16 protein-coding genes are annotated in these 19,051 nt (G+C 66.3%); 2 read left to right on the top strand and 14 right to left on the bottom strand.

All coding sequences use genetic code 11. From position 1 onward, the window contains the following. Positions 1-13: 13 nt before the first annotated feature. The 13 genes from AAF481_06620 to hrcA all read right to left on the bottom strand — a co-directional run bounded on the left by AAF481_06620 (position 14) and on the right by hrcA (position 16,230). Positions 14-442: a DoxX family protein gene (locus AAF481_06620; protein ID MEM7480829.1), complete on the bottom strand. Its 429-nt coding sequence runs from the start codon at positions 440-442 to the stop codon at positions 14-16. 66 nt (positions 443-508) lie between these two features. Then, complete coding sequence (locus AAF481_06615; protein ID MEM7480828.1) at positions 509-1,813, bottom strand: M20/M25/M40 family metallo-hydrolase; 1,305 nt, start codon at positions 1,811-1,813, stop codon at positions 509-511. Between the two features lie 177 nt (positions 1,814-1,990). After that, positions 1,991-4,627, bottom strand: coding sequence for an ABC transporter permease (locus AAF481_06610; GenBank protein ID MEM7480827.1), 2,637 nt, complete (start codon positions 4,625-4,627; stop codon positions 1,991-1,993). Beyond that, the gene (locus AAF481_06605) at positions 4,624-4,965 is read right to left on the bottom strand and encodes a PadR family transcriptional regulator (protein ID MEM7480826.1); all 342 of its coding nucleotides are present in this window, start codon (positions 4,963-4,965) and stop codon (positions 4,624-4,626) included. The genes AAF481_06610 and AAF481_06605 overlap by 4 nt, the downstream gene beginning before the upstream one ends. Before the next feature lie 85 nt (positions 4,966-5,050). Further along, the gene (gene alaS / locus AAF481_06600; protein MEM7480825.1) at positions 5,051-7,699 is read right to left on the bottom strand and encodes an alanine--tRNA ligase; all 2,649 of its coding nucleotides are present in this window, start codon (positions 7,697-7,699) and stop codon (positions 5,051-5,053) included. A gap of 113 nt (positions 7,700-7,812) precedes the next feature. Further along, positions 7,813-8,307, bottom strand: a complete 495-nt coding sequence (locus AAF481_06595; GenBank protein MEM7480824.1) for a regulatory protein RecX — start codon at positions 8,305-8,307, stop codon at positions 7,813-7,815. After that, complete coding sequence (locus AAF481_06590) at positions 8,304-9,470, bottom strand: type IV pilus twitching motility protein PilT (GenBank protein MEM7480823.1); 1,167 nt, start codon at positions 9,468-9,470, stop codon at positions 8,304-8,306. The genes AAF481_06595 and AAF481_06590 overlap by 4 nt, the downstream gene beginning before the upstream one ends. Before the next feature lie 39 nt (positions 9,471-9,509). Continuing rightward, the gene (locus AAF481_06585) at positions 9,510-10,241 is read right to left on the bottom strand and encodes an RsmE family RNA methyltransferase (GenBank protein ID MEM7480822.1); all 732 of its coding nucleotides are present in this window, start codon (positions 10,239-10,241) and stop codon (positions 9,510-9,512) included. Further along, positions 10,238-11,146 carry a 50S ribosomal protein L11 methyltransferase gene (locus tag AAF481_06580; GenBank protein ID MEM7480821.1) on the bottom strand — a complete coding sequence of 303 codons (909 nt, stop codon included), beginning with the start codon at positions 11,144-11,146 and terminating at the stop codon, positions 10,238-10,240. The genes AAF481_06585 and AAF481_06580 overlap by 4 nt, the downstream gene beginning before the upstream one ends. A gap of 34 nt (positions 11,147-11,180) precedes the next feature. After that, positions 11,181-12,317 (bottom strand): molecular chaperone DnaJ, encoded by a 1,137-nt coding sequence (gene dnaJ / locus AAF481_06575; protein ID MEM7480820.1) that lies wholly within the window; start codon positions 12,315-12,317, stop codon positions 11,181-11,183. 42 nt (positions 12,318-12,359) lie between these two features. Beyond that, positions 12,360-14,174, bottom strand: a complete 1,815-nt coding sequence (dnaK, locus tag AAF481_06570) for a molecular chaperone DnaK (GenBank protein ID MEM7480819.1) — start codon at positions 14,172-14,174, stop codon at positions 12,360-12,362. 267 nt (positions 14,175-14,441) lie between these two features. Then, positions 14,442-15,065 (bottom strand): nucleotide exchange factor GrpE, encoded by a 624-nt coding sequence (gene grpE / locus AAF481_06565; protein ID MEM7480818.1) that lies wholly within the window; start codon positions 15,063-15,065, stop codon positions 14,442-14,444. 97 nt (positions 15,066-15,162) lie between these two features. Continuing rightward, positions 15,163-16,230: a heat-inducible transcriptional repressor HrcA gene (gene hrcA, locus AAF481_06560; protein MEM7480817.1), complete on the bottom strand. Its 1,068-nt coding sequence runs from the start codon at positions 16,228-16,230 to the stop codon at positions 15,163-15,165. 17 nt (positions 16,231-16,247) lie between these two features. Between hrcA and AAF481_06555 the strand changes: the two genes are divergently transcribed. Further along, on the top strand, positions 16,248-17,099 hold the full coding sequence (locus tag AAF481_06555; protein ID MEM7480816.1) for a DUF2520 domain-containing protein: 852 nt from the start codon (positions 16,248-16,250) through the stop codon (positions 17,097-17,099). Positions 17,100-17,304: 205 nt separating this feature from the next. Then, a complete protein-coding gene (locus AAF481_06550; GenBank protein MEM7480815.1) occupies positions 17,305-17,712 on the top strand; it encodes a hypothetical protein in 408 nt (135 codons plus the stop codon). 191 nt (positions 17,713-17,903) lie between these two features. Here AAF481_06550 and AAF481_06545 read toward each other — a convergent pair whose 3' ends face one another. Beyond that, positions 17,904-18,773, bottom strand: coding sequence for a hypothetical protein (locus tag AAF481_06545; GenBank protein MEM7480814.1), 870 nt, complete (start codon positions 18,771-18,773; stop codon positions 17,904-17,906). Between the last annotated feature and the right edge of the window lie 278 nt (positions 18,774-19,051).

The following is a 19,051-nucleotide window of genomic DNA, read 5'->3' as shown; positions in this document are numbered from 1 at the left end:
CCTCTTTCTAGCGCTACCGCCGCCCACCCCCGAACAGCTTCCGATCCGCCGAGTATCGGCCCGGCCCCATCAGCAGGAACATGATCGCCATCGCCAGGTAGACGGCAGCGAGTTCATAGGAGCCGCCGCTGGGATTGACGAACGGGTCGCCCAGTCTGATGGCGTGGAGGTGGGTCGCCACCGCCATGGTGCAGGCGATGCCGAAGGAGGCCAGCGGCATCAGCAGGCCGAGGATCCAGGCCAGACCACCGCCGAACTCGGCGACGGCGGCGAGGGCCTGGAGGAAACCGGGCATGTCGGCATCCGGCCCCATCCAGCCGAAGGGGTTCCGGATCTTGGGCCAGCCGTGGAACATGAAGGCCAGACCGGCGACGATGCGCAGCAGGAAAAGACCGAAGTCCCCTTTGACGGAGTGGGCGCGAACGGCGAATAGCTTCTTCATCGAATTCTCCCTCAGGGGGTGCAGCAAGGACGCTTGCGATCGAGACTTCTCGCCTGCGGTACGGGTTCAGGGTACGGCGGTGGACCAAGCGACGGTATTGCCGCTTTCGAAGCCATCCTCGAAAATGGCGGACTCGGCATCGCGCCCCAGTTCCACGGTAAAGGCCGACGCCAGGCGGGCGAACTTAAAGGCGTGAGCGGCGGAGTCCCCGAGGGATGCCAGGGTATCGGTGGTGCGGTGCAGGTTGGGATTCAGATCCGGAAGACGCGATTCCGCCGGCATCGCCGCCGGGTAGCCCTCGGCGGTCCAGGCGGCGTGGTCCGAGCAGCCGTAGCCGCAGGCGGTGGAGGTGCGCGTCAGGTCCGTCAGGTAGGTGTCGATGAGGTCGCCGACGAAGGCCGTCAGGGTGGAGTCGGTGAAGTCCGATAGAAGAGCGATGTCCTGCGGCGAACCGTGGTAGGCGGTCATGTCGAGCTGCAGCACCGCCACGACCTGGGCACCCGCGGCAGCGTGGTCGCCGGCGATCTCCTGGGAACCGCGCAGGCCGACCTCTTCGGCCGCGTAGCCGATGAACTTGACCGTCCGCTGGGGGGCGAAGCCCTCCTCCATGGCCACCCGGATGACCTCGCTCAGAGTCGCGATGCCGGAGGCGTTGTCGTCCGCTCCAGGGGCCGAGAAACCGGGGTTCTGGTTGCCGGCCCAAACCACCGAGTCGAGGTGCCCGCCGAGCACGACGATCTCCTCGGAGCGGGTGGTACCGGGGATGGTCAACATCACCGAAGGCTGCCGCCAGTCGGTGTGCTCGACCAGCTCGACGGTCACTTCCGGCCGCCATTCGGCATAGCCCCGCCACAGATCGCGAATCCACACCGCGGCATTCTCGCCGGCGGCGTCGCTGTAAAAGCGATTGACGAAGTCTTCGGACAAGATTCGGATGTTCGCCAGGATCTTGGCCTCGTCGAGGGAATCTTCCAGCCGCCGCACCCACACCGGCTGATCGATCACGTAGGAGGGCGGCGCGCCGAGCGGCTGCCGCAGCGAGGGCTGGGCGTGGACCCTTAAGGCCTCGAGGGCGGCTTCGCGGCTGGCGTGAACCATGAATCCACCGCAACGCTTGTGCTCGCGATGGATGGTTTCGGCAAAACGGGGCAGGTCGCTCTCGGCCATGCGGGTGATCACCACGCCGTCGCGGGCATCGAGGCGCGCCAGATCCGCCGGACCGCCGATGGCGCGCGAACTGCGCAAGGTGTTGAACGCGTCCTCACCGACGGTGACCCAGAGGTTGGACTCGGCATCGGCGCCCAGCAACGACATCGGTAGGAAAATCAGAATCACGACGGAGAGAGCGATGAGTATTCGGATCCGGAGCATGGTGGTCTCCAACAGAAGCTGTCGAAAATGAACCCTTCGAATTTAATTATGTCAAAGGGCCCGATGCCCGCTAGCAGATGGCTGAACAAGGCCTTCGGCTTTTCCGGTGAGTTGCACCGCCGGCGGTCTTTTCTAGGGGTCTCGGAGCAGGGTGCCGAAGCGCTTTCCAGCACCCTGTTAGTCCGAGCGCAGCAACCGTGCAGGATCGAAACGCAGCACGCGAAGAGCCGGCAGCAGACTGGCGAACCCTGCCGCGATGGCCAGGAGGGTCGCCACCCAACCATAAGTGACCGCATCCCAAGGACCGACACCATGGACGAATGCCCGCAAGCCGTAGGCCAAAGCGACGGCCAAGGGCAGTCCCCAGACGAGACCGAACACCGCTAGGCGCAGCCCCGGAAGCACCGCCTCGCCGAGGGCCGACCAGGGCGACGCTCCGAGCGCCAGGCGGATACCGAATTCGCGACGGCGTTCCGCCACGGAGGCGGCGACCAAGCCGCCGAGGCCGACGGCCGCGATGATCAAGGCCCCACCGGCGGCAGCCGCCAGCAAAGACGCCTGCAGGCGCTGGCGTGCGAGGACTTGATCGCGCACGGCGTCCATGCTGCGCACCGCGGCAATCGGGAGCTGCGGATCGATCGCCGAAACGGCCGCTCGAAGGCGCTCCTCGACGTTGACGCCGCCACCTCGCGGGCGCACCACCCAGCTCGGCTCGAACCAGCCATGGACCAGTTCGAGGAAGGGAGCCGAGGTCTGCGACAGGCTGATGAAGACCGCCGCTCGATGCCCCAGCGGCTCGTTCTCACCCCAGCCCGGGGTTTGCCGAGTGTCGCTCACCACGCCGACGATGCTCCGCTCGGCACCGGCGATCCGAAGGCTTGTTCCCAACGGCTCCCGGTCGCCGAGATAGGTGTGCACAAAGGCGGCATTGACCACCGCCGTCGCGGCTCCCGGTGCGTCGTCCCTGGTGTCGAGATATCGCCCGTCGAGAAGCGGCACCTGCAGGGCTTCGAAGTAGCCCGGGGTGACATAGCTCAGATTGGTGATCTTGCCCTCCTCTTCCGCACCCCACACGAAGGACAGGTTGAGAGGACGTTCATAGGGCAGGTTGAGGCCCGCCGAAGCGACTGCGATGGCGGGATCGTCGTTCAGCCGAGCGGCGACGGACTGAAGCAGGCGATTCGCTGCGTCCGGCTGCCGGTAGCGAACATCCTGCAGCGAGACCGTCGCCGCCACCAGGCCCTCGGCGTTGAATCCCGGAGTCAGGTCCTGAAGGTGGAGAATGGTCCTGACGAGTTGGCCAGCCCCCACCAGCAAAGCCACCACCAAAGCGAGTTGAGCCGTCACCAGCACCCGCCGCGACGACAAGCTGCGCCGCGCCACCCGGATCGCATCGTGACGGGCGTGGCGACGAGCGCTCACCCAGGCCGGATAGAGCCCGGTCACCAACAGCGCGAAAAGGGTCAATAAAAGGGCAACGGCGAGGGCACGGGCGTCGAGGGCGATCGGCTGCCACAATTCCAGGAGAGAGGCCAGAAACGCTCCCGCAAGGCGCACCCCGAAGGCCGCCAGGAGGATCCCCAATCCACCACCGAGAGCACAGAGCACCAGACTCTCGGTGAGCATCTGTCGAACGATCGCACCACGGCCTCCCCCCAGAGCGCGGCGCGTCGCCATCTCGGCCGAACGGCGTGCCGCCAGGGCGAGCACCAGACCGGTGACATTGAAAGAGCACACCCCGAGCAGCAACCACGCCGCCAACCAACTGAGCAACAGGTGCGACCCGGCCTCCCGACCCAGGCCGCGCTGCAGGGACTCCAGACCGAGCCAAGCCTGCCGGCCCGCTGGAATCCGCAGAGCCTCCAGGGCGGGCGCTCCGATCGCCCGCACTTCGTCACTGGCCGAGTCGAGGGTCGCCGCACCGCGCAGGCGCCCGAGAATCATGTAATTCGCCCCTTCGCCTTCTCCCCGTAGTGACGGCCGCAGGGGTGTCCAGAGATCGGCATCGACTCCGGTGCGGAAGTCGGCCGGCATCACCCCGACGATCTCGTAGGGTTCACCGCGCAACTGCAGCGTGCGCCCGAGGACCTCGGAGCGACCGAGATAGAGATGCTGCCAGAGACGGTGACTGAGAATCGCCAGCCGCGGACCGCCCGGCACATCCTCCCGGGCCGTGAATTCCCGGCCGATCAACGGGTCGACACCCAACACCCGGAAGAATCCCGCGCCGACGCGCTGCTGCTGCAGGTACTCGGCCCGGCCGTCGACCACTGCGTTGACGCCGGAAGACCCATCCGAAAACACCGCCAGGTCGAGTTGCTGGACGCTGCCGGCGAGCGCCTCCCACGTCCGGCCGTTCTGGTACAGATTGCCCGACGCCGAAACGCCGTCCTGACCGAAATGGGTCTCGACCACAACCAGACGCTCGGCAGCGGAGTACGGCAGCGGGCGCAGGAGGGCCGCGTCGAGGAGGCTGAAGATACTGACGTTGACACCGATTCCAAGTCCCAGCGTGAGGATCACCGTCGAGGTCAGCACAGGATTGCGAAACAGCACCCGGACGCCGTGCCGCAGGTTGCGCCAAAGCTCGTCCAGGAGGTGAAGCCAAACCGCCTCGCGGCACGCTTCCTGGAAGCCCTCGACGCTGCCGAATTCCAATCTCGCCCGACGCCGGGCGTCCGAAGGAGCCCATCCATCGGCCTCGAGGTCGGCGGACCGACGAACCAGGTGATCGGCCATCTCCTCGGCCATTTCGGCCTCGAAGCGGCGACGCTCCCGGGCCAGCGCGAAGAAACGTCGCAGACGGCCGATCACGCGACCCCTCGGGAGGCTTTCAGCACCATCGTCACGCCCTGAGAAAGGCGCTGCCATTGGCGCTCCTCGACTTCTAGCTGCCGGCGCCCCTCTGCCGTCAACGAGTAGAACTTGGCCCTACGGTTGTTTTCGCTGACCCCGAACTCTGAGTCCAGCCAACCGCGGTGAACCAAGCGATAAAGGGCCGGATAAAGCGAGCCCTGCGGCACATTCAAGGCACCACCGGAAAGCTGCTCCAAGCGCAGCAGAATGCCGTAGCCGTGCATCGGCTGTAGCGAAACGGTCTTCAAGATCAGGAGATCGAGGGTGCCCTGCAGCAGATCATTGGACTTGGCCATAGCTTCTCCTTGTTAATCTAGGAAGAAGCATACAGCCCTTCTCCTAGATTAACAAGGAGAGATCAGCAGTGGATGGGATTCACGCTCAATCGCCGAGCTCTTCGCGCACCGCGTCGGGCGCCGCCGCCAGCAGCGCATCGAGCTTTTCCGGTTCTTTGCCGCCGGCTTGAGCGAAGTCCGGCCGGCCGCCTCCGCCGCCACCGACCATCGGGGCCAGACGGCGCACCAGGGCGCCGGCTGCTACGCGATCCGTCAAGTCCGGGGTGACGGCGACGATCAGGGTCACTTTGCCGTCCTGGCGGGTGCCGAGAACGACCACCCCGGAGCCGATTTTGCCGCGCAGGGTATCCGCCATGTTGCGCAGTTCGTTCGCCGGTGCCGGCGGCACTTCCTTGGTCAACACCTGGAGGCCGGCCACCTCCCGGGCGCCGTCGTCCTCGGCCGGGCCGGCGAGCATCTCCATGCGGAGCTTCGCCATCTCGTCCGCCGACGCCTTGAGGCGGGCCTTGAGCTGGCCGATCTCGTCCGCCACCCGCTCGCCGGAAACGCCGAGGAACGCCTCCGCCGCGGCGAGCTGGCGATCGCGGCCGCGCAGCAGGTCGAGGGCGTCGCGGCCGGTGACCGCCTCGATGCGCCGCACGCCGGAGGCGGTACCGCGCTCGCTGGTCAGCACGAAGGGGCCGATCTCGCCGGTGTTGCCGACGTGGCAGCCGCCGCAGAGCTCCAGGCTGAAGCCCGGAATCTCCACCGTCCGCACCCGGTCGCCGTACTTCTCGCCAAACAGCGCCATGGCGCCGGCGGCGACCGCCTCATCGAAATCGCGGTTGCCGACGATCACCGCCTCTTGTGCCTCGAGGATCTTGTCGTTGACCCGCCCCGCGATGCGGTCTTTCTCTTCGCCGGAAAGCGGCCGGCCGTGGGTGAAGTCGAAACGCAGCCGATCCGGCGCCACCAGAGAACCCGCCTGGCGCACGCCGTCGCCCAGCTCCTCTCGCAGGGCGGCGTGCAGCAGATGGGTCGCCGTGTGGTTGCGCTGGGTGGGCAATCGGTGTTCCGGCGAGACCTGGAGATCCACCGCCACGCCCGGCTCGAGGGTGCCTTCCTCCACCTCAACATAGTGGAGGATGCGGTCGCGATCCTTTTGCGTATCGGTCACGCTCGCCGAGCCCTCCGGCCAGGCGATGCGGCCCCGGTCTCCCACCTGGCCGCCGGACTCGGCGTAAAACGGCGTGCGGTCCACCACCAGCACGCCCCGCTGACCGGTGGCAATCGGGCCGAAGCTCACCGCATCGCCCTCCAGCACCAACGTCTTCTCTACCGGCACTCCGGCCAGCTCGAGCTGCCGGTAGCCGATGAATTCGGTCTCCTCTTCCTCGCCGCCTTCGGCCAGCACCTGCCGCAGCCGGGCGAGGCGCTGCTGGCCGCCGCCACTCGACTGGCGGGAGCGCGCCCGCTGCTGCTGGAGTTCGTTTTCGAAGCCCGCTTCATCGAGGGCCATGCGCTCTTCTTCGGCGATCTCCCGGAGCACCTCGATGGGCAGGCCGTGGGTGTCGTAGAGCCGGAACACCTGCGGACCGGCGAGCTCACTGCGGCCTTCCTGCTTGGCCGTTTCGATCTCGTCCTGCACCTGGCGAGCGCCGGAGGCGAGGGTGGAGAGAAACTTGCCTTCCTCCGCCTGCACGGTGCCGACGGAGGCCTCCTCAGTGGCGCCCAGTTCCGGATAGGCCTTGCCCATCACCTCACCCAGGACCGGCACCAGGCGATGCAGGAAGGGCTCTTCGAAGCCCAGCCGCAGGCCGTGGCGGAGCGCCCGGCGCAACACCCGGCGAAGGACATAGCCGCGGCCCTCGTTGGAGGGGATCACCCCGTCGGCCAGCAGGAAGGTGACCGCCCGCAGATGGTCGGCGATCACCCGCAGGGAGACGCCGTCTTCCGTCTCGCTCCGGTACTCGGTGCCGGCGAGGGTCGCCGCCGCCCGCAGGATCGGCTGGAAGAGGTCCGTGTCGTAGTTGGAGGAGACTCCGGCCAGCACCGAGGTCACCCGCTCCAACCCCGCGCCGGTATCCACCGACGGGCTCGGCAACGGGTTCAAGGCACCGCTGGCGTCGCGATCGAACTGCATGAAGACGAGGTTCCAGATCTCCAGGTATCGACCGGAAGCGTCACCCTCCTCCCAGTCCACCAGCGGTAGGTCCGGGGTCAGGTCGACGAAGATCTCGCTCGACGGTCCGCAGGGACCGGTTTCGCCCATCGACCAGAAGTTGTCCTTCGCACCGCAGCGCTGGATGCGCCCTTCCGGCAGGGTGGAAAGCTTCTTCCACAGGTCGAAGGCCTCGTCGTCTTCATGGAACACCGAGGCGAACAGATGTTCGGCGGGCAGTTCCCAGACTTCCGTCACCAGTTCCCAGGCCCGGCGGATAGCCTCTTCCTTGAAGTAGCCGCCGAAGGAGAAATTGCCGAGCATCTCGAAAAAGGTGTGGTGCCGCGGGCTCGGGCCGACGTTTTCCAGATCGTTGTGCTTGCCGGAGACCCGCAGACACTTTTGCACCGATACGGCGCGCGGCGCCGGCGGCGCGGCGGCGCCCAGGAAGTAATCCTTGAAGGGCACCATGCCGGCGTTGACGAACAACAGGGTGGCATCGCCGTGGGGTACGAGGGGGGCGCTCGCCGTCGGCCGGTGGCCGTGCCGCTCGAAATAGTCAAGGAAGCTCTGACGGATGTCCTGGCTGTTCATGGTGTTCTTCGGAAAGGGGTAGGGGGTCCGCCGTCCGCGGAAGGGGCGTAGGCTATGTTCGAGAATCTTTGTGAGGTTGGGCGAGGAGCCCTGGGTTCCAGGCGGCTCCGGACTCAAAGGGAGTCCGATTCCCACTCCCGGACCACCTCGAAGATAGCATGGCCGGGAAAGCCCTGGCGTTCGAGAAAGCGCGCCAGTTTGCGCGGATCGCGGTCTTGTACGTCGGCCTTTCGAGGTCCCGCCTTGGCGACCCATCGGCGCGCCGCCGCGCGCACCGTCGGCAGGTCGTCGCGGTGGTCCGCCAGGGCGTGATCGATCGCCGCCGAGGCGGCACCGCGCTGCACCAGTTCCGCCCGCAGCCGGCGGGAGCCGATAGGCGCCCGTTCGACCTTGCGGGCCACGTAGTCCGCCGCCGTCTGCAAGTCGTTCAGGTAGCCCAGCTCTTCCAGCCGATCGAGGGCCGTCGCGATCTCTTCGTCATCGAACCTTCGAGCCCGCAGCTTGGTCTCGAGCTGGGCGCGGAAGTGGGGCCGCCGGGAGAGCAGGTCGACGGCTTTCTGGAAGCAGGCCCTTGCGGAGTCCTCTGCCGATTCTTGCGCCTTGCTCACCGTTCGATTTCAAACGGCGACTCTTCCGTCAGCAGGTCGCCCTCGCTGCTCTGCAGGGACTCCTCCATCTGCTCCCGGGAGATGTCGGCAGTGAACTGGACGCCCTGGATCTTCAAGCGGAACTCGTCCGGGTTGGTGGCGCGGCGCATCGCCTCTTCGAGGGTGATCAGGCCGTTGCGGTAGAGCTGGTAGAGGGACTGATCGAAAGTCTGCATACCGTACTGGCTGGTGCCGAGGGAAATCTGCTCGCGGATGAACTTGGTCTTTTCCTTGTTCTCGACACAGTCCTTGATGTACGGCGTAGCGACCATCACCTCCACCGCCGGCACCCGGCCGATACCGTCCGCCCGCGGCACCAGGCGCAGCGAGATGATCGCCTTCAACACCTGAGCGAGCTGGATGCGAATCTGTTTCTGATGGTGCGGCGGGAACACCGAGATGATGCGGTTGATGGTCTCCGTGGCGTCCAAGGTGTGGAGGGTGGAGAACACCAGATGGCCCGTTTCCGCCGCCAGCAAGGCCGTTTCGATGGTCTCGTAGTCCCGCATTTCGCCGACCAGAATGACGTCCGGGTCCTGACGCAGGGCGGCCCGCAGTGAGGTCGAAAAGGCCCGGGTGTCAACATCGATCTCGCGCTGGTTGCAAATCGAGCGCTTGTCCCGGTGGAGGAACTCGATGGGGTCCTCGATGGTGATGATGTGCTCGGTTCGACTGCCGTTGATGTAGTCGATCATCGCCGCCAGGGTGGTCGACTTACCGGAACCGGTGGTACCGGTGCAGAGCACCAGGCCGCGGCGCTCTTCGCAGATCTTTTCGAGCACCGGCGGCAGCATCAGTTCGCGAATGCCGAGAATGCGGGCCGGAATCACGCGCAGCACCAGGCCGACGGTGCCGCGCTGCTGGAAGATGTTGCAGCGGAAGCGCCCGAGCCCCGGCACCGAGTAGGAGATGTCGATCTCGAGGTCTTCCTTGAAGCGCTGCTTCTGGCGGGCGTTCATGATGGAGAACGCCATGGCGATGGTGTCCTCCTGCATTAGGCGCTTGATCTCGTTGAGCTGGTGCAGGTCGCCGTCGATTCGGATCACCGGATGGCTACCGACCTTCAAGTGGAGGTCCGACGCCTTCCGTTCGACGGCCATCTTCAACAGATCATTGATGTTCATCAGCGCTTCCCCCGCAAAGGATATGAATGAATATCGATGCTAACCGCCGTTCCCCGGTGGCGCAAGCGGCCGGCACAGCAGCAGGGCAGCGCCGGCCAGGGCCGCCGTTTCCACCCGCAGAACACGCTCGCCGAAGTTCGCCGGCCGGCAGCCCAGCTCGGCGAAGGCCTGGCGCTCGTCGTCGCGCCAGCCGCCTTCCGGACCGACCACCAGCACCGCCGGGGCGGCGGCATCGCCGGTGGCGGAGCCGACCTCGGCGGGCTGGGTATCGAGCAGCCAGCGCGATGTCGGCGGCGCCACCGCCAGCAGATCGGTCCGTTTCTCCACCGGATGGACCCCGCTGATCTCCGGCAGGCGCGCCCGGTGGCTCTGCTCCAGCGCCGCCTCGGCCACCCGCGCCAGGCGCTCGAAGGTGGAAGGCTTCATCGCGTGCTCGGAGCGTTCGGCGGCGATGAAGCGCACCGCCGCCACCCCCAGCTCCGTCGCCTTTTCGACCAGCCACGAGGCGCGGTCGCGGCGCAGCGGCGCGACCAGAAGCTCCACCCGCCGCGCCGCCTCGTGGGAAGGCGCTCCCTCGTGGAGGACGACCCGGGCGGAGCTCTTGTCTACCGCTTCGACGGTCCCCCAGCGAGCCGTACCCCGACCGTCCACTAGCCGCAGGTGCGCCCCAACGGCCACCCGGCGAGCGCGGAACAGATGGCGGTAGCGATCCCCCTCGATTCGCGCCTCGCCCGCCGCCAGCTGCCGCGGGGTGACCAAAACGGTGATCATGCGGCCTCTTTCCGCAACCGCAAACCGAGCCACTCGCCCTCGACCCGGCGGGCAACCTCGACCAGGCCGAGGCCGTCGAGGGCGGGCCGGGACTCGGCCTCCTGCTCCACCAGCAGGCCGGAGAGGAGGAGTTCCCCACCCCGCCGCAGGGAACGCACCAAGAAGTCGAGATCCGGCCCGATGCGTTCCGGCAATACGTTGATCAGGAGCAGGTCCCAGGGCGTCGGCTCGAGGGCGCCGACGGTGCCGGCAAAGAGGACGAACGGCGATCTTCCGGTGCTTGCACCCGGGAGGTGCGAGGCATTGAGCGCCGCGTTGTGGCGAGCATGGAAGACGGCGATGGGGTCGATGTCGAAGGCGGTGACCGCGGCGGCACCGAGGGCGAGGGCGGCGAAGGCCAGAATGCCGGTGCCGGTGCCCACGTCGAGCACCCTGGAGCCGGCAAGGGGGGCGTCCGCCGAGGGAACTCCAGCCAGCGGCCGGCAGGCGGCGTCTTCGAGCAGCATCAGAGTCAACCGGGTGGTTTCGTGACTGCCGACACCGAAGGCCTCGCGGGCGGGCAGGCGGAGCAACGTCCGCCCCGGCGGCACCTTGGCGGCCGCCGGCGGTGGATCGTCCGCCGGGTCGCGGGGATCGATGAAAAAGCTCTTACCTACCGCGAAGGGCACCGTGCGGGCGCGGTAGGGGGCTAGCCAGTCTGCATCCGGCAGGGACTCCGCAAACTCCCGGCGCACCCCGCGCTCGACCCACGCGGCGCCCACCTCGGGCAAAGGATGTCCTACGGGGAAGTAGGCGTCGAGGGAGAGATTGCCGACGGCATCCACATTCCCCACTTCGACGCCCAGCGTGCCGTGCTCCCACAGCATAGCCACCAGCTCATCTTCGAACCGGGCGGGCAGCCGCAAGCGGAGGCGTTGGGTTTCCAGGGGACTCCGCGGCCTAGCCGAAGACTTTCTTCTTTACCTTGTCGAGAACCGACTTTTCCTCTTCGACCTCATCGCCGGAAATCTCCGCCAGGCGGCGCAGCAGCTCGACCTGTTCTTCTTCCAGATCCTTGGCCCGCGGAACGTGGACGGAGATGTGCACCCGGTGATCGCCCTTGCCGCCGCCGTCGAGCCGCTCAATGCCCTTGCCACGCATGCGGAATTCGCGACCATGTTCGGTGCCCGGCGGAATCTCCAGCGCCACCTTGCCGTGGATCGTTTCCACCTGGCGGGTGGCACCCAGGACCGCCTGCGGGTAGGAGATCTTCAACTCGCTGAAGACGTGAGGCCCTTCGCGCTGGAAAGACTCGTGGGGCTCGACTCCCATGACCACGTAGAGGCTTCCGGGCGGACCGCCGAAGCGGCCGTGCTCACCTTCGCCGGTCATCCTCAAACGGGTGCCGTCCTCGACCCCCGGCGGGATGTTGACCTCCAGGGTGCGCTGCTTTTCCTCCAGCCCTTCGCCGCGGCAGGTGGTGCAGGGGTTGGTGATGATCGTGCCCTGGCCGCTGCACTGGGGGCAGGTACGGGCCACCGAGAAGAAGCCCTGGTTGTAGCGCACCTGGCCGTGCCCACCGCAGGCGGTACAGGGCTTGGGGGCTTCAGAGTCGGCGCTGCCGCTTCCCGAACAGATGGAGCAGGTTTCGAGGCGCGGGATGCGCAGCTTTTCGGTGGAACCGAAAGCCGCCTTCTCGAAAGAGAGGGTCAGGTCGTAGCGCAGATCCGCGCCGCGCCGGGGGGCACGGGCGCCCCCGCCGCGACGGCGGCCAGCACCGCCGAAGCCGAACAGATCGCCCAGGATGTCCGAGAAGTCGGCGAAGATGGTGGGATCGAAACCCGCCCCGCCGGGGCCGCCGCTGGCACCGCCCACGCCGGCGTGACCGAAGCGGTCGTAGCGCGCGCGCTTGTCCGCGTCGGACAGCACCGAGTAGGCCTCCGTCGCCTCCTTGAACTTCTCTTCCGCCTCGGCATTGCCGGGATTCTTGTCTGGGTGATACTGGATCGCCAGCCTGCGGTAGGCGGACTTGATCTCGTTACCCGCCGCGTCGCGAGCGACGCTCAGCACTTCGTAGTAGTCGCGTTTGGTGCTCATGGTGCTGGGTCCGGCGGCCGCGCTGACCGCGTGGCGACGGACTTATCCTTCCGTCTGGTTCAACATCACATCGGACAGCGTCCGAGAGATGGAATTGAGGTCATACAACGCCACTTCGAGGTCGCCCCGCTCTTCCTTGGAGAGCGCGCTGCGGGCCTGCAGAAGAACCTCGTGGATGCGCTGGCGGTCCGCCTCCGTCAACAGGCCGCGGAACTGATCGAACACCCGCTGGTTGTTGTAGATCAGGCCCTCCAAGCGATTCTTGAGCTGCCGGATCTCGCGCCGGTGGCGGTCCGCCTGGGCGTTGGCGTCGGCCTCTTCCACCAACCGCGCCACCTCTTCCTGGCTCAAACCCCCGGCCGGATTGATCTGGATCGAGTGGGAGAGGTTGGTCGCCATGTCGCGGGCCGACACGCTGACGATGCCGTTCGAGTCGATGGCGAAGGTCACCTCGATCTGCGGAACGCCGCGCGGCGCCGGCGGAATGCCCACCAGCTCGAAGCGACCGAGGGACTTGTTCTCCTTGGAGATCTCGCGCTCGCCCTGCAGCACGTGGATCTCCACCGTGTCCTGATTGTCCACCACGGTGGTGAAAATCTGGGTGCTCTTGGTCGGGATCGCCGAATTGCGGTCGATCAGCTTAGTAAACAAGCCGCCGTGGGTTTCGATTCCCAGGGACAGGGGGGTGATGTCCAGCAGCACAACGTCCTTGACGTCGCCGCGCAGGATACCGCCCTGGATGGCCGCCCCCATCGCCACCACCTCGTCCGGATTGATCTCGCGGTTCGGCTCCCGCTGGAACAGCCGGCGCACCGTCTCCTGCACCATCGGCATACGGGTTTGTCCGCCGATCAACAATACCTCGCCGATCTGGTCCGGCCGCAGGCCGGCCTGCGACAGGGCATCCAGGCACGGATCCTCGGTGCGCCGCACCAGGTCCCGCACCAGATCTTCGAAATGCGAACGGGTGAGGGTGCGGGCAAGGTGCCGCGGGCCGGTGTCGTCGGCGGAGATGAAGGGCAGATTGATCGCCGACTCCTGCTCCGAGGACAGCTCGCACTTGGCACGCTCGGCGGCTTCCTTCAAGCGCTGGAGCGCCATGCGGTCTTCCCGTAGATCGACGGAGGTCTCCTTGCGGAACTCGTCGATCAGCCACTCCATGATGGCGCGGTCGAAGTCCTCGCCGCCCAGGTAGGTGTCACCGCTGGTGGACTTGACCTCGAAGATGCCCTCGGACAATTCGAGGATCGAAATATCGAAGGTGCCGCCGCCCAGATCGTAGACCGCCACGGTCTTGTGCTCGTTCTGGCGATCGAGGCCGTAGGCCAGAGCCGCCGCCGTCGGCTCGTTGATGATGCGCAGCACTTCCAGGCCGGCGATGCGGCCGGCGTCCTTGGTGGCCTGGCGCTGGGAGTCGTCGAAGTAGGCCGGCACGGTGATCACCGCCTCCTCCACCTCTTCGCCCAGCGCTTCTTCGGCGAACTCCTTCATCTCCCGCAGGATGAAGGCGGAGATCTCCTGAGAACTGTACTGGCGGTCGCGGATCAGCACCTTCAGGTCGCCGTTCGAGGCGCGCACCAGCGGGTAGGGCAGGATGTCGAGGGCCCGCTGCACCTCGTCGTCGTCGAACTTGCGGCCGACCAGGCGCTTGACGGCAAAGACGGTGTTGCGAGGATTGGTGATCGCCTGGCGCTTGGCGATCTGCCCCACCAGCCGGTCACCGTCTTCCGTGAAGGCGACGATCGAGGGAGTGGTGCGGCTGCCTTCGCGGTTGGACAACACCCGCGGCGCCAGCGCATCGACCACCGCCACACAGCTATTGGTGGTCCCCAGGTCGATTCCGAGAATCTTGCTCATATCCGTTTCCCCTCTAGCAGGCCTGCCGAAAAGACCTTCGGCCTATGATTTCAGCAGCCCTGCTAGATTCTTGGTCAGGGGGGCTAAGCGCCCCCCCTGCCCGAACTGCAAAGCATTTACGGGCTCACCCCCATCTTCGGCGCCTCCGGCGCCGCCGAGCCCTACAGGCTCGGAACACGACGCCGAATAGCGCCCCTGAGTTTTTCAGCACCCTGCAAACCGGTGCATCGGGTAGACCTCACCGCTCACAAGCCACCAGCAAAAACTTCAGTTCTCGGAGCCTTCGATCGGCACCGCCACCTCCACAATGGAGGGACGCAACAGCCGCTCGTGCAGGCGGTAGCCCTTCTGCATCTCCTTGACCACCACCGGCTCCACCACCGCCGGATCCTCGCGCCGAGAGACCGCCTCGTGCACCGACGGGTCGAAGGGCTCCCCTTCCGCGGGGACCTCCTCCACGCCCTGCCGGCGCAGCACATCCTTCATCTGGCGCAGGATCATCTCGACCCCCTGCTTGAGGTCGTCGAAGCCGCCACCGGCGGTCAGCGCGCGCTCGAAGTTGTCCACCACCGAGAGCATTTCGCGCATCGCCTCGGTCAGGGCATAGCGGCGCAGATCACCGCGCTCCCGCTCCGAACGCTTGCGGTAGTTCTCGAAGTCCGCCAGCGTGCGAACGGAACGCTCACGCAGTTCCCGCACCTCCTGGCGCAGGTCCAGCACCTCCTGGCTGACCTCCGATCCTTCGTCGCCTTCGTGCCGGCCTTCGACCTCTTCGACCGCCGCCACCGCCTCGGCCATCGCCTCGTCCAGATCCTCCGATTCGGCACCGTCGAGTTCCAGCTCGTCCGGCGACTCACCGATAGCATCCGACCGCATCTTCGTTTCGTTCATGATGATTCGGTCTCAATTCAATCTTCAAACAATCAGTAGATCGGAGACCATCCCGCTGTCCCCGCGCACATCTGCGGCTCTTACCACCGCCTTGCTATCACGAATCCGAGCGGATCGCCCCCTCGTCCAGGGCGTCGCTCAAGGTCTGCCCGACGAAACCGACCAGCGGCACGATGCGCTGGTACTGCATGCGCGACGGCCCGAAGACTCCCAACGTGCCCTCCGAGCGGTCGCCGTAGCGGTAGGTCGTCGCCACCAGGCTGAAGTCGAGGGTGGAGGTCAGATCGCTGTCCTCGCCGATCACCACCCGCAGTCCGGGGCCCTGCATGCAGCGGTTGAGCAAATCGACCAGCCGCACGCGATTGGCGAAGGTGTCCATCAGGGTCTTCACCCGCTGGAGATCCGCCAGTTCCGGCTGACCGATCACCGTGGAAGCACCGTCCACCCGCACATCCTGAACTTCGCGCACCGCCAGGCCGTCGCGGGCCAGTTCCAGCGCCGTCGAGAGCATGCGGTCCATCTGGGCACGCTCCTCGGCCATCAACGCGAGAGTCCGGTCGCGAATTTCCCGCAGCGTCCTGCCGGAGAAGTTGCTGTTCAGGTAGTTCGAAATCTCCACCAACGTCTCCGGCGTCAAGACCTCGCTCGTCTCCACTACCTTATTGTCCACAAAGCCGGACTTCGAGACCACCACGCAGAGCACCTTGAGGCCGCTCATCGGCACGAAGCTGACGGACTCCAGCACCGTCTCGGCAACCGGCGGCCCCACCACGATGCCCACCTGGTCGGTCAGCTCCGACAGCAGGTGAGAAGTGGCGGACATCAAGCGCTCCGGATCGTCCGCCGACGGCAACAGGTGTTCACGGATATAGCGCCGATGGCGTGCCGGCACCTTGCGTTCCCCGATCATCGACTCGATGAACAAGTGGTACGCCGAGTGCGTCGGTACCCGGCCGGCGGAAGTGTGCGGCTGCACCAAATAGCCCCAGTCTTCCAGATCGGCCATCACGTTGCGGATGGTGGCCGCCGACAGGCCGAGGCCTCCCTGCTTGGCGACTGCCCGCGAACTCACCGGCTCCGCCTCCAGGACGTAGGTGGCGATGATGGCGCGCAGGATCTCCCGATGCCGCGCATCCAACTCCACCGTTGGCGCTTCCCGAAGCATGTCGCTATTGTAACGCAGTGAAACCTTCGGAAAGACCCATCAAAACCCCTTGGCCGGCAAGCCTCGCCCTGGTCGGCCCGGGCAAGGTGGGGCGTAGCCTCGGCGCCTGGTTTCGCGCCACCGGCGGCGAGCTTCGGCGCCTGGCCGGCCGGCGAACTCCGGAGGTGGTGGCCGCACGCTTCGGGGCCGCAGCCACGAAGCTCGGACGCTTCGCCAGCGACGACTGCGATCTTCTGCTCATCGCCGTCTCCGATCCGGCCCTGGACGCGGTGGTCGCGGCCCTCGCCGAGCGGCCGCAAGCACCGGTCGTCCTGCACACTGCCGGCAACCGGGGCGCCTCGGCCCTGGAGCCCCTGCGCACCTTCCAGCCGGAGATTGCCCTGGGCACCCTGCACCCCCTCAAAGCCTTTCCGGAGCCGCTCGAAGACCCCGCCGAAGGCGTCGGCATCTTCTTCGCCCTGGACGGCGACCGGCGCGCCCGCGAAGCCGGCCGGATCCTCGCCGAACGCTGGCGGGCCACCAGTGGCGTGATCGCCGGCCCGGACCGCATCCTCTACCACCTGGCGGCGACCCTCTCCGCCGGCGGCGTGGTCACCCTGGTCGCCGCCGCCTGCGCCCTCGCCCGCCGCCTGGATCTGCCGCAGGAAGTGAGTCGAGGCTACCTGGAACTCGCCCGCGGCGCCCTCGAACACGCCGAAGACGCCCTGCCGGAATTCGAGCAGGCCATCACCGGCCCGGTGGCGCGAGGGGATGAAGCCGCCTTCGAGCGTCAGCTTGACGAGCTGGCCCGCCGAGCGCCGGAGCTACAGCCGCTGGTGTTGGAACTGGCGGCGGAGACTCGGCGGCGGCTGGGCCGACAGCCGCCGTAGCGGCCAGCCTGGAACGCGAAGGCTGACAGAAGATTGCACCTGATTGTCTACATATTTCGAACATTAGACACTACACAAACAGAGGACGGCGCCTGACCTCTTCGCCGGACGCCACAACACCGGCGTCACCGCTCTCGGGCTTCGGAACACGCGCGAGATCGGGGTTCGAGAGCCCCCATCCGTTTCCTTTCAAAAGGAGGAACCGATGAAGTTCTCTGTCCGTCCCTTCATCCTTGTCGCCGCCCTGCTCCTCGTCGTACCGATCGCTCAGGCCCAAGACTCGCCGGGCCCCTTCGACGACTTCGCCAACCACTATAAGTGCTATGAAGTCTTCGAGTTCGACAACTTCGATCCGCGCGAGGTCCGGCTGCGGGACCAGTTCGGTCTGAGCCACGACCAGGTGATCCGGCCACGCTACCTGTGCAACCCGGTGAGCAAGAACTTCGAGCCGATTCCGCATCCCGAAGTCCACCTCGTATGTTTCGAGATCATCGAGGAGAGCGAACCGCGCGAGGTCAAGGTGCTGGTGCGCAACCAGTTCGGTGAGCAGACTTTGAAGGTGCAACAGCCGGAGCTGCTCTGCCTACCGTCGTCCAAGGAGCACGTCGAGTAGCAAACCGTTGACAACGAGCTTCGCTCGTGGCTCTGAGGGCAATGCTCAGCGCCCTGTTGCCCCGTTCGGCGTTTGGATCGCCGGGCGGGGTTTTGGTGCATTGTTCTTCAGAAAATGGTGGAGGCTGCGGGGGAAGCAAAGCGCGCCGGCGGCACGGCGCGTTCTCGGTCGGGGAGACCGGGTACTGTGGTTTAGTTGGCGCCGTGCACAATCGGCTCGAAGGGCTCGACAGGCTCCTCATCGACCGGCTCGAGGTCGGGATCGTCGTCCGGGCAGTCCTCGCCGCAGGGCTCCGTCTCGTGCTCGGCGCAGTTGTTCGAGAACTCGTAGTAGTTGAAAGGCTCGGGGGTCGGTCCCGGGCTGTAGCCCGGGTGGAAGTTGCCGGAGAAGCCCGGCAGGTTCTTGACGTAGTGGCCGTTGGTCGCCTGGATCGTGCTGGCCGGAACGCCCCAACTCGGCACACCGACATCCAGATGCACGATCTGACCGTCGGAGATGCGGGTGAAGCTGAAGCGCGGTATCACCGTCAAGCTACTAGAGAAGGTTCCGCCACCGGACCAGGTCTTGGTGGCCGTCAGGGAGCCCCACGGCTGGGGCGCAACGGTTGACAGACCGACGTGAACGTCCCACAGCTCGGTCGGCGATCCATTGCCGTAGTCCACCGAAATGGGGTTGATGCTTTCCAAGCTCAGTCCGTGCATCTTGATCGAGACGGTCGTTGTATCGCCGATGTTCGGCAGGTTCGGATCGCTCACCCTGCGAACGGACGTGTCGGCGTTGGCGGACAGGCCATGTCCGGCGCTCCGACCGAAGGGAACGCCGACGCAGTCGATCGTGTACTCCTCGCCGATCGAGGTGGGTCCGAAGAAGCCGTTCGGAATGTCGACGGTGACGTGGGTCCCGCCGGACGTCTTCCAGTAGTCGAAGATCTTGTTCACCGGCTGGTATTGGAACGGACCCGCCGGATGGGCCTGGGTTTGGGTACGAATCTGAGCCCCGGCCGCTGAGGCGATCGCCGCCATCACGGTCAATGCGAGGCCGGCAACGAAGATACGACGCATAAGCACTACCTCCTTGAGTCAACAGCGGCCCGAACACCGGGCCGCTACCCAACAAAGCGGGAAAGGCCAAGGCGGGGAATAGGTGCGAAGGATCTGGACGACCCGCGCGTTCGCCGGGACATCGGCGTGATCATCGCCTCGGGTACATCCGGGCGCTGAGTTCGCCTTCCGGTCCCTCGGCTGTCGGCCGTTCGCGGCAGGCCCGGGGGATCGGTGGCTAGGCCTTCGGCAAGGGCTTGGCCTGGCAGGGCAGACGTACTGTGGGGGGAGGATACGTG

This window comes from Acidobacteriota bacterium (assembly GCA_039030395.1).
Lineage (GTDB): Bacteria > Acidobacteriota > Thermoanaerobaculia > Multivoradales > JBCCEF01 > JBCCEF01.
Note: the sequence above shows the minus strand (reverse complement) of the source record. Positions and strands in the feature narration are given on the sequence as shown.

Bases quoted from the DNA above. Each gene is read 5' to 3' on its own strand.
- AAF481_06615 (MEM7480828.1), bottom strand. From the start codon at position 1,813: ATGCTCCGGATCCGAATACTCATCGCTCTCTCCGTCGTGATTCTGATT.
- AAF481_06585 (MEM7480822.1), bottom strand. From the start codon at position 10,241: ATGATCACCGTTTTGGTCACCCCGCGGCAGCTGGCGGCGGGCGAGGCG.
- alaS (MEM7480825.1), bottom strand. From the start codon at position 7,699: ATGAACAGCCAGGACATCCGTCAGAGCTTCCTTGACTATTTCGAGCGG.
- grpE (MEM7480818.1), bottom strand. From the start codon at position 15,065: ATGAACGAAACGAAGATGCGGTCGGATGCTATCGGTGAGTCGCCGGAC.
- dnaK (MEM7480819.1), bottom strand. From the start codon at position 14,174: ATGAGCAAGATTCTCGGAATCGACCTGGGGACCACCAATAGCTGTGTG.
- AAF481_06550 (MEM7480815.1), top strand. From the start codon at position 17,305: ATGAAGTTCTCTGTCCGTCCCTTCATCCTTGTCGCCGCCCTGCTCCTC.
- AAF481_06620 (MEM7480829.1), bottom strand. From the start codon at position 442: ATGAAGAAGCTATTCGCCGTTCGCGCCCACTCCGTCAAAGGGGACTTC.
- AAF481_06605 (MEM7480826.1), bottom strand. From the start codon at position 4,965: ATGGCCAAGTCCAATGATCTGCTGCAGGGCACCCTCGATCTCCTGATC.
- dnaJ (MEM7480820.1), bottom strand. From the start codon at position 12,317: ATGAGCACCAAACGCGACTACTACGAAGTGCTGAGCGTCGCTCGCGAC.
- hrcA (MEM7480817.1), bottom strand. From the start codon at position 16,230: ATGCTTCGGGAAGCGCCAACGGTGGAGTTGGATGCGCGGCATCGGGAG.
- AAF481_06590 (MEM7480823.1), bottom strand. From the start codon at position 9,470: ATGAACATCAATGATCTGTTGAAGATGGCCGTCGAACGGAAGGCGTCG.
- AAF481_06545 (MEM7480814.1), bottom strand. From the start codon at position 18,773: ATGCGTCGTATCTTCGTTGCCGGCCTCGCATTGACCGTGATGGCGGCG.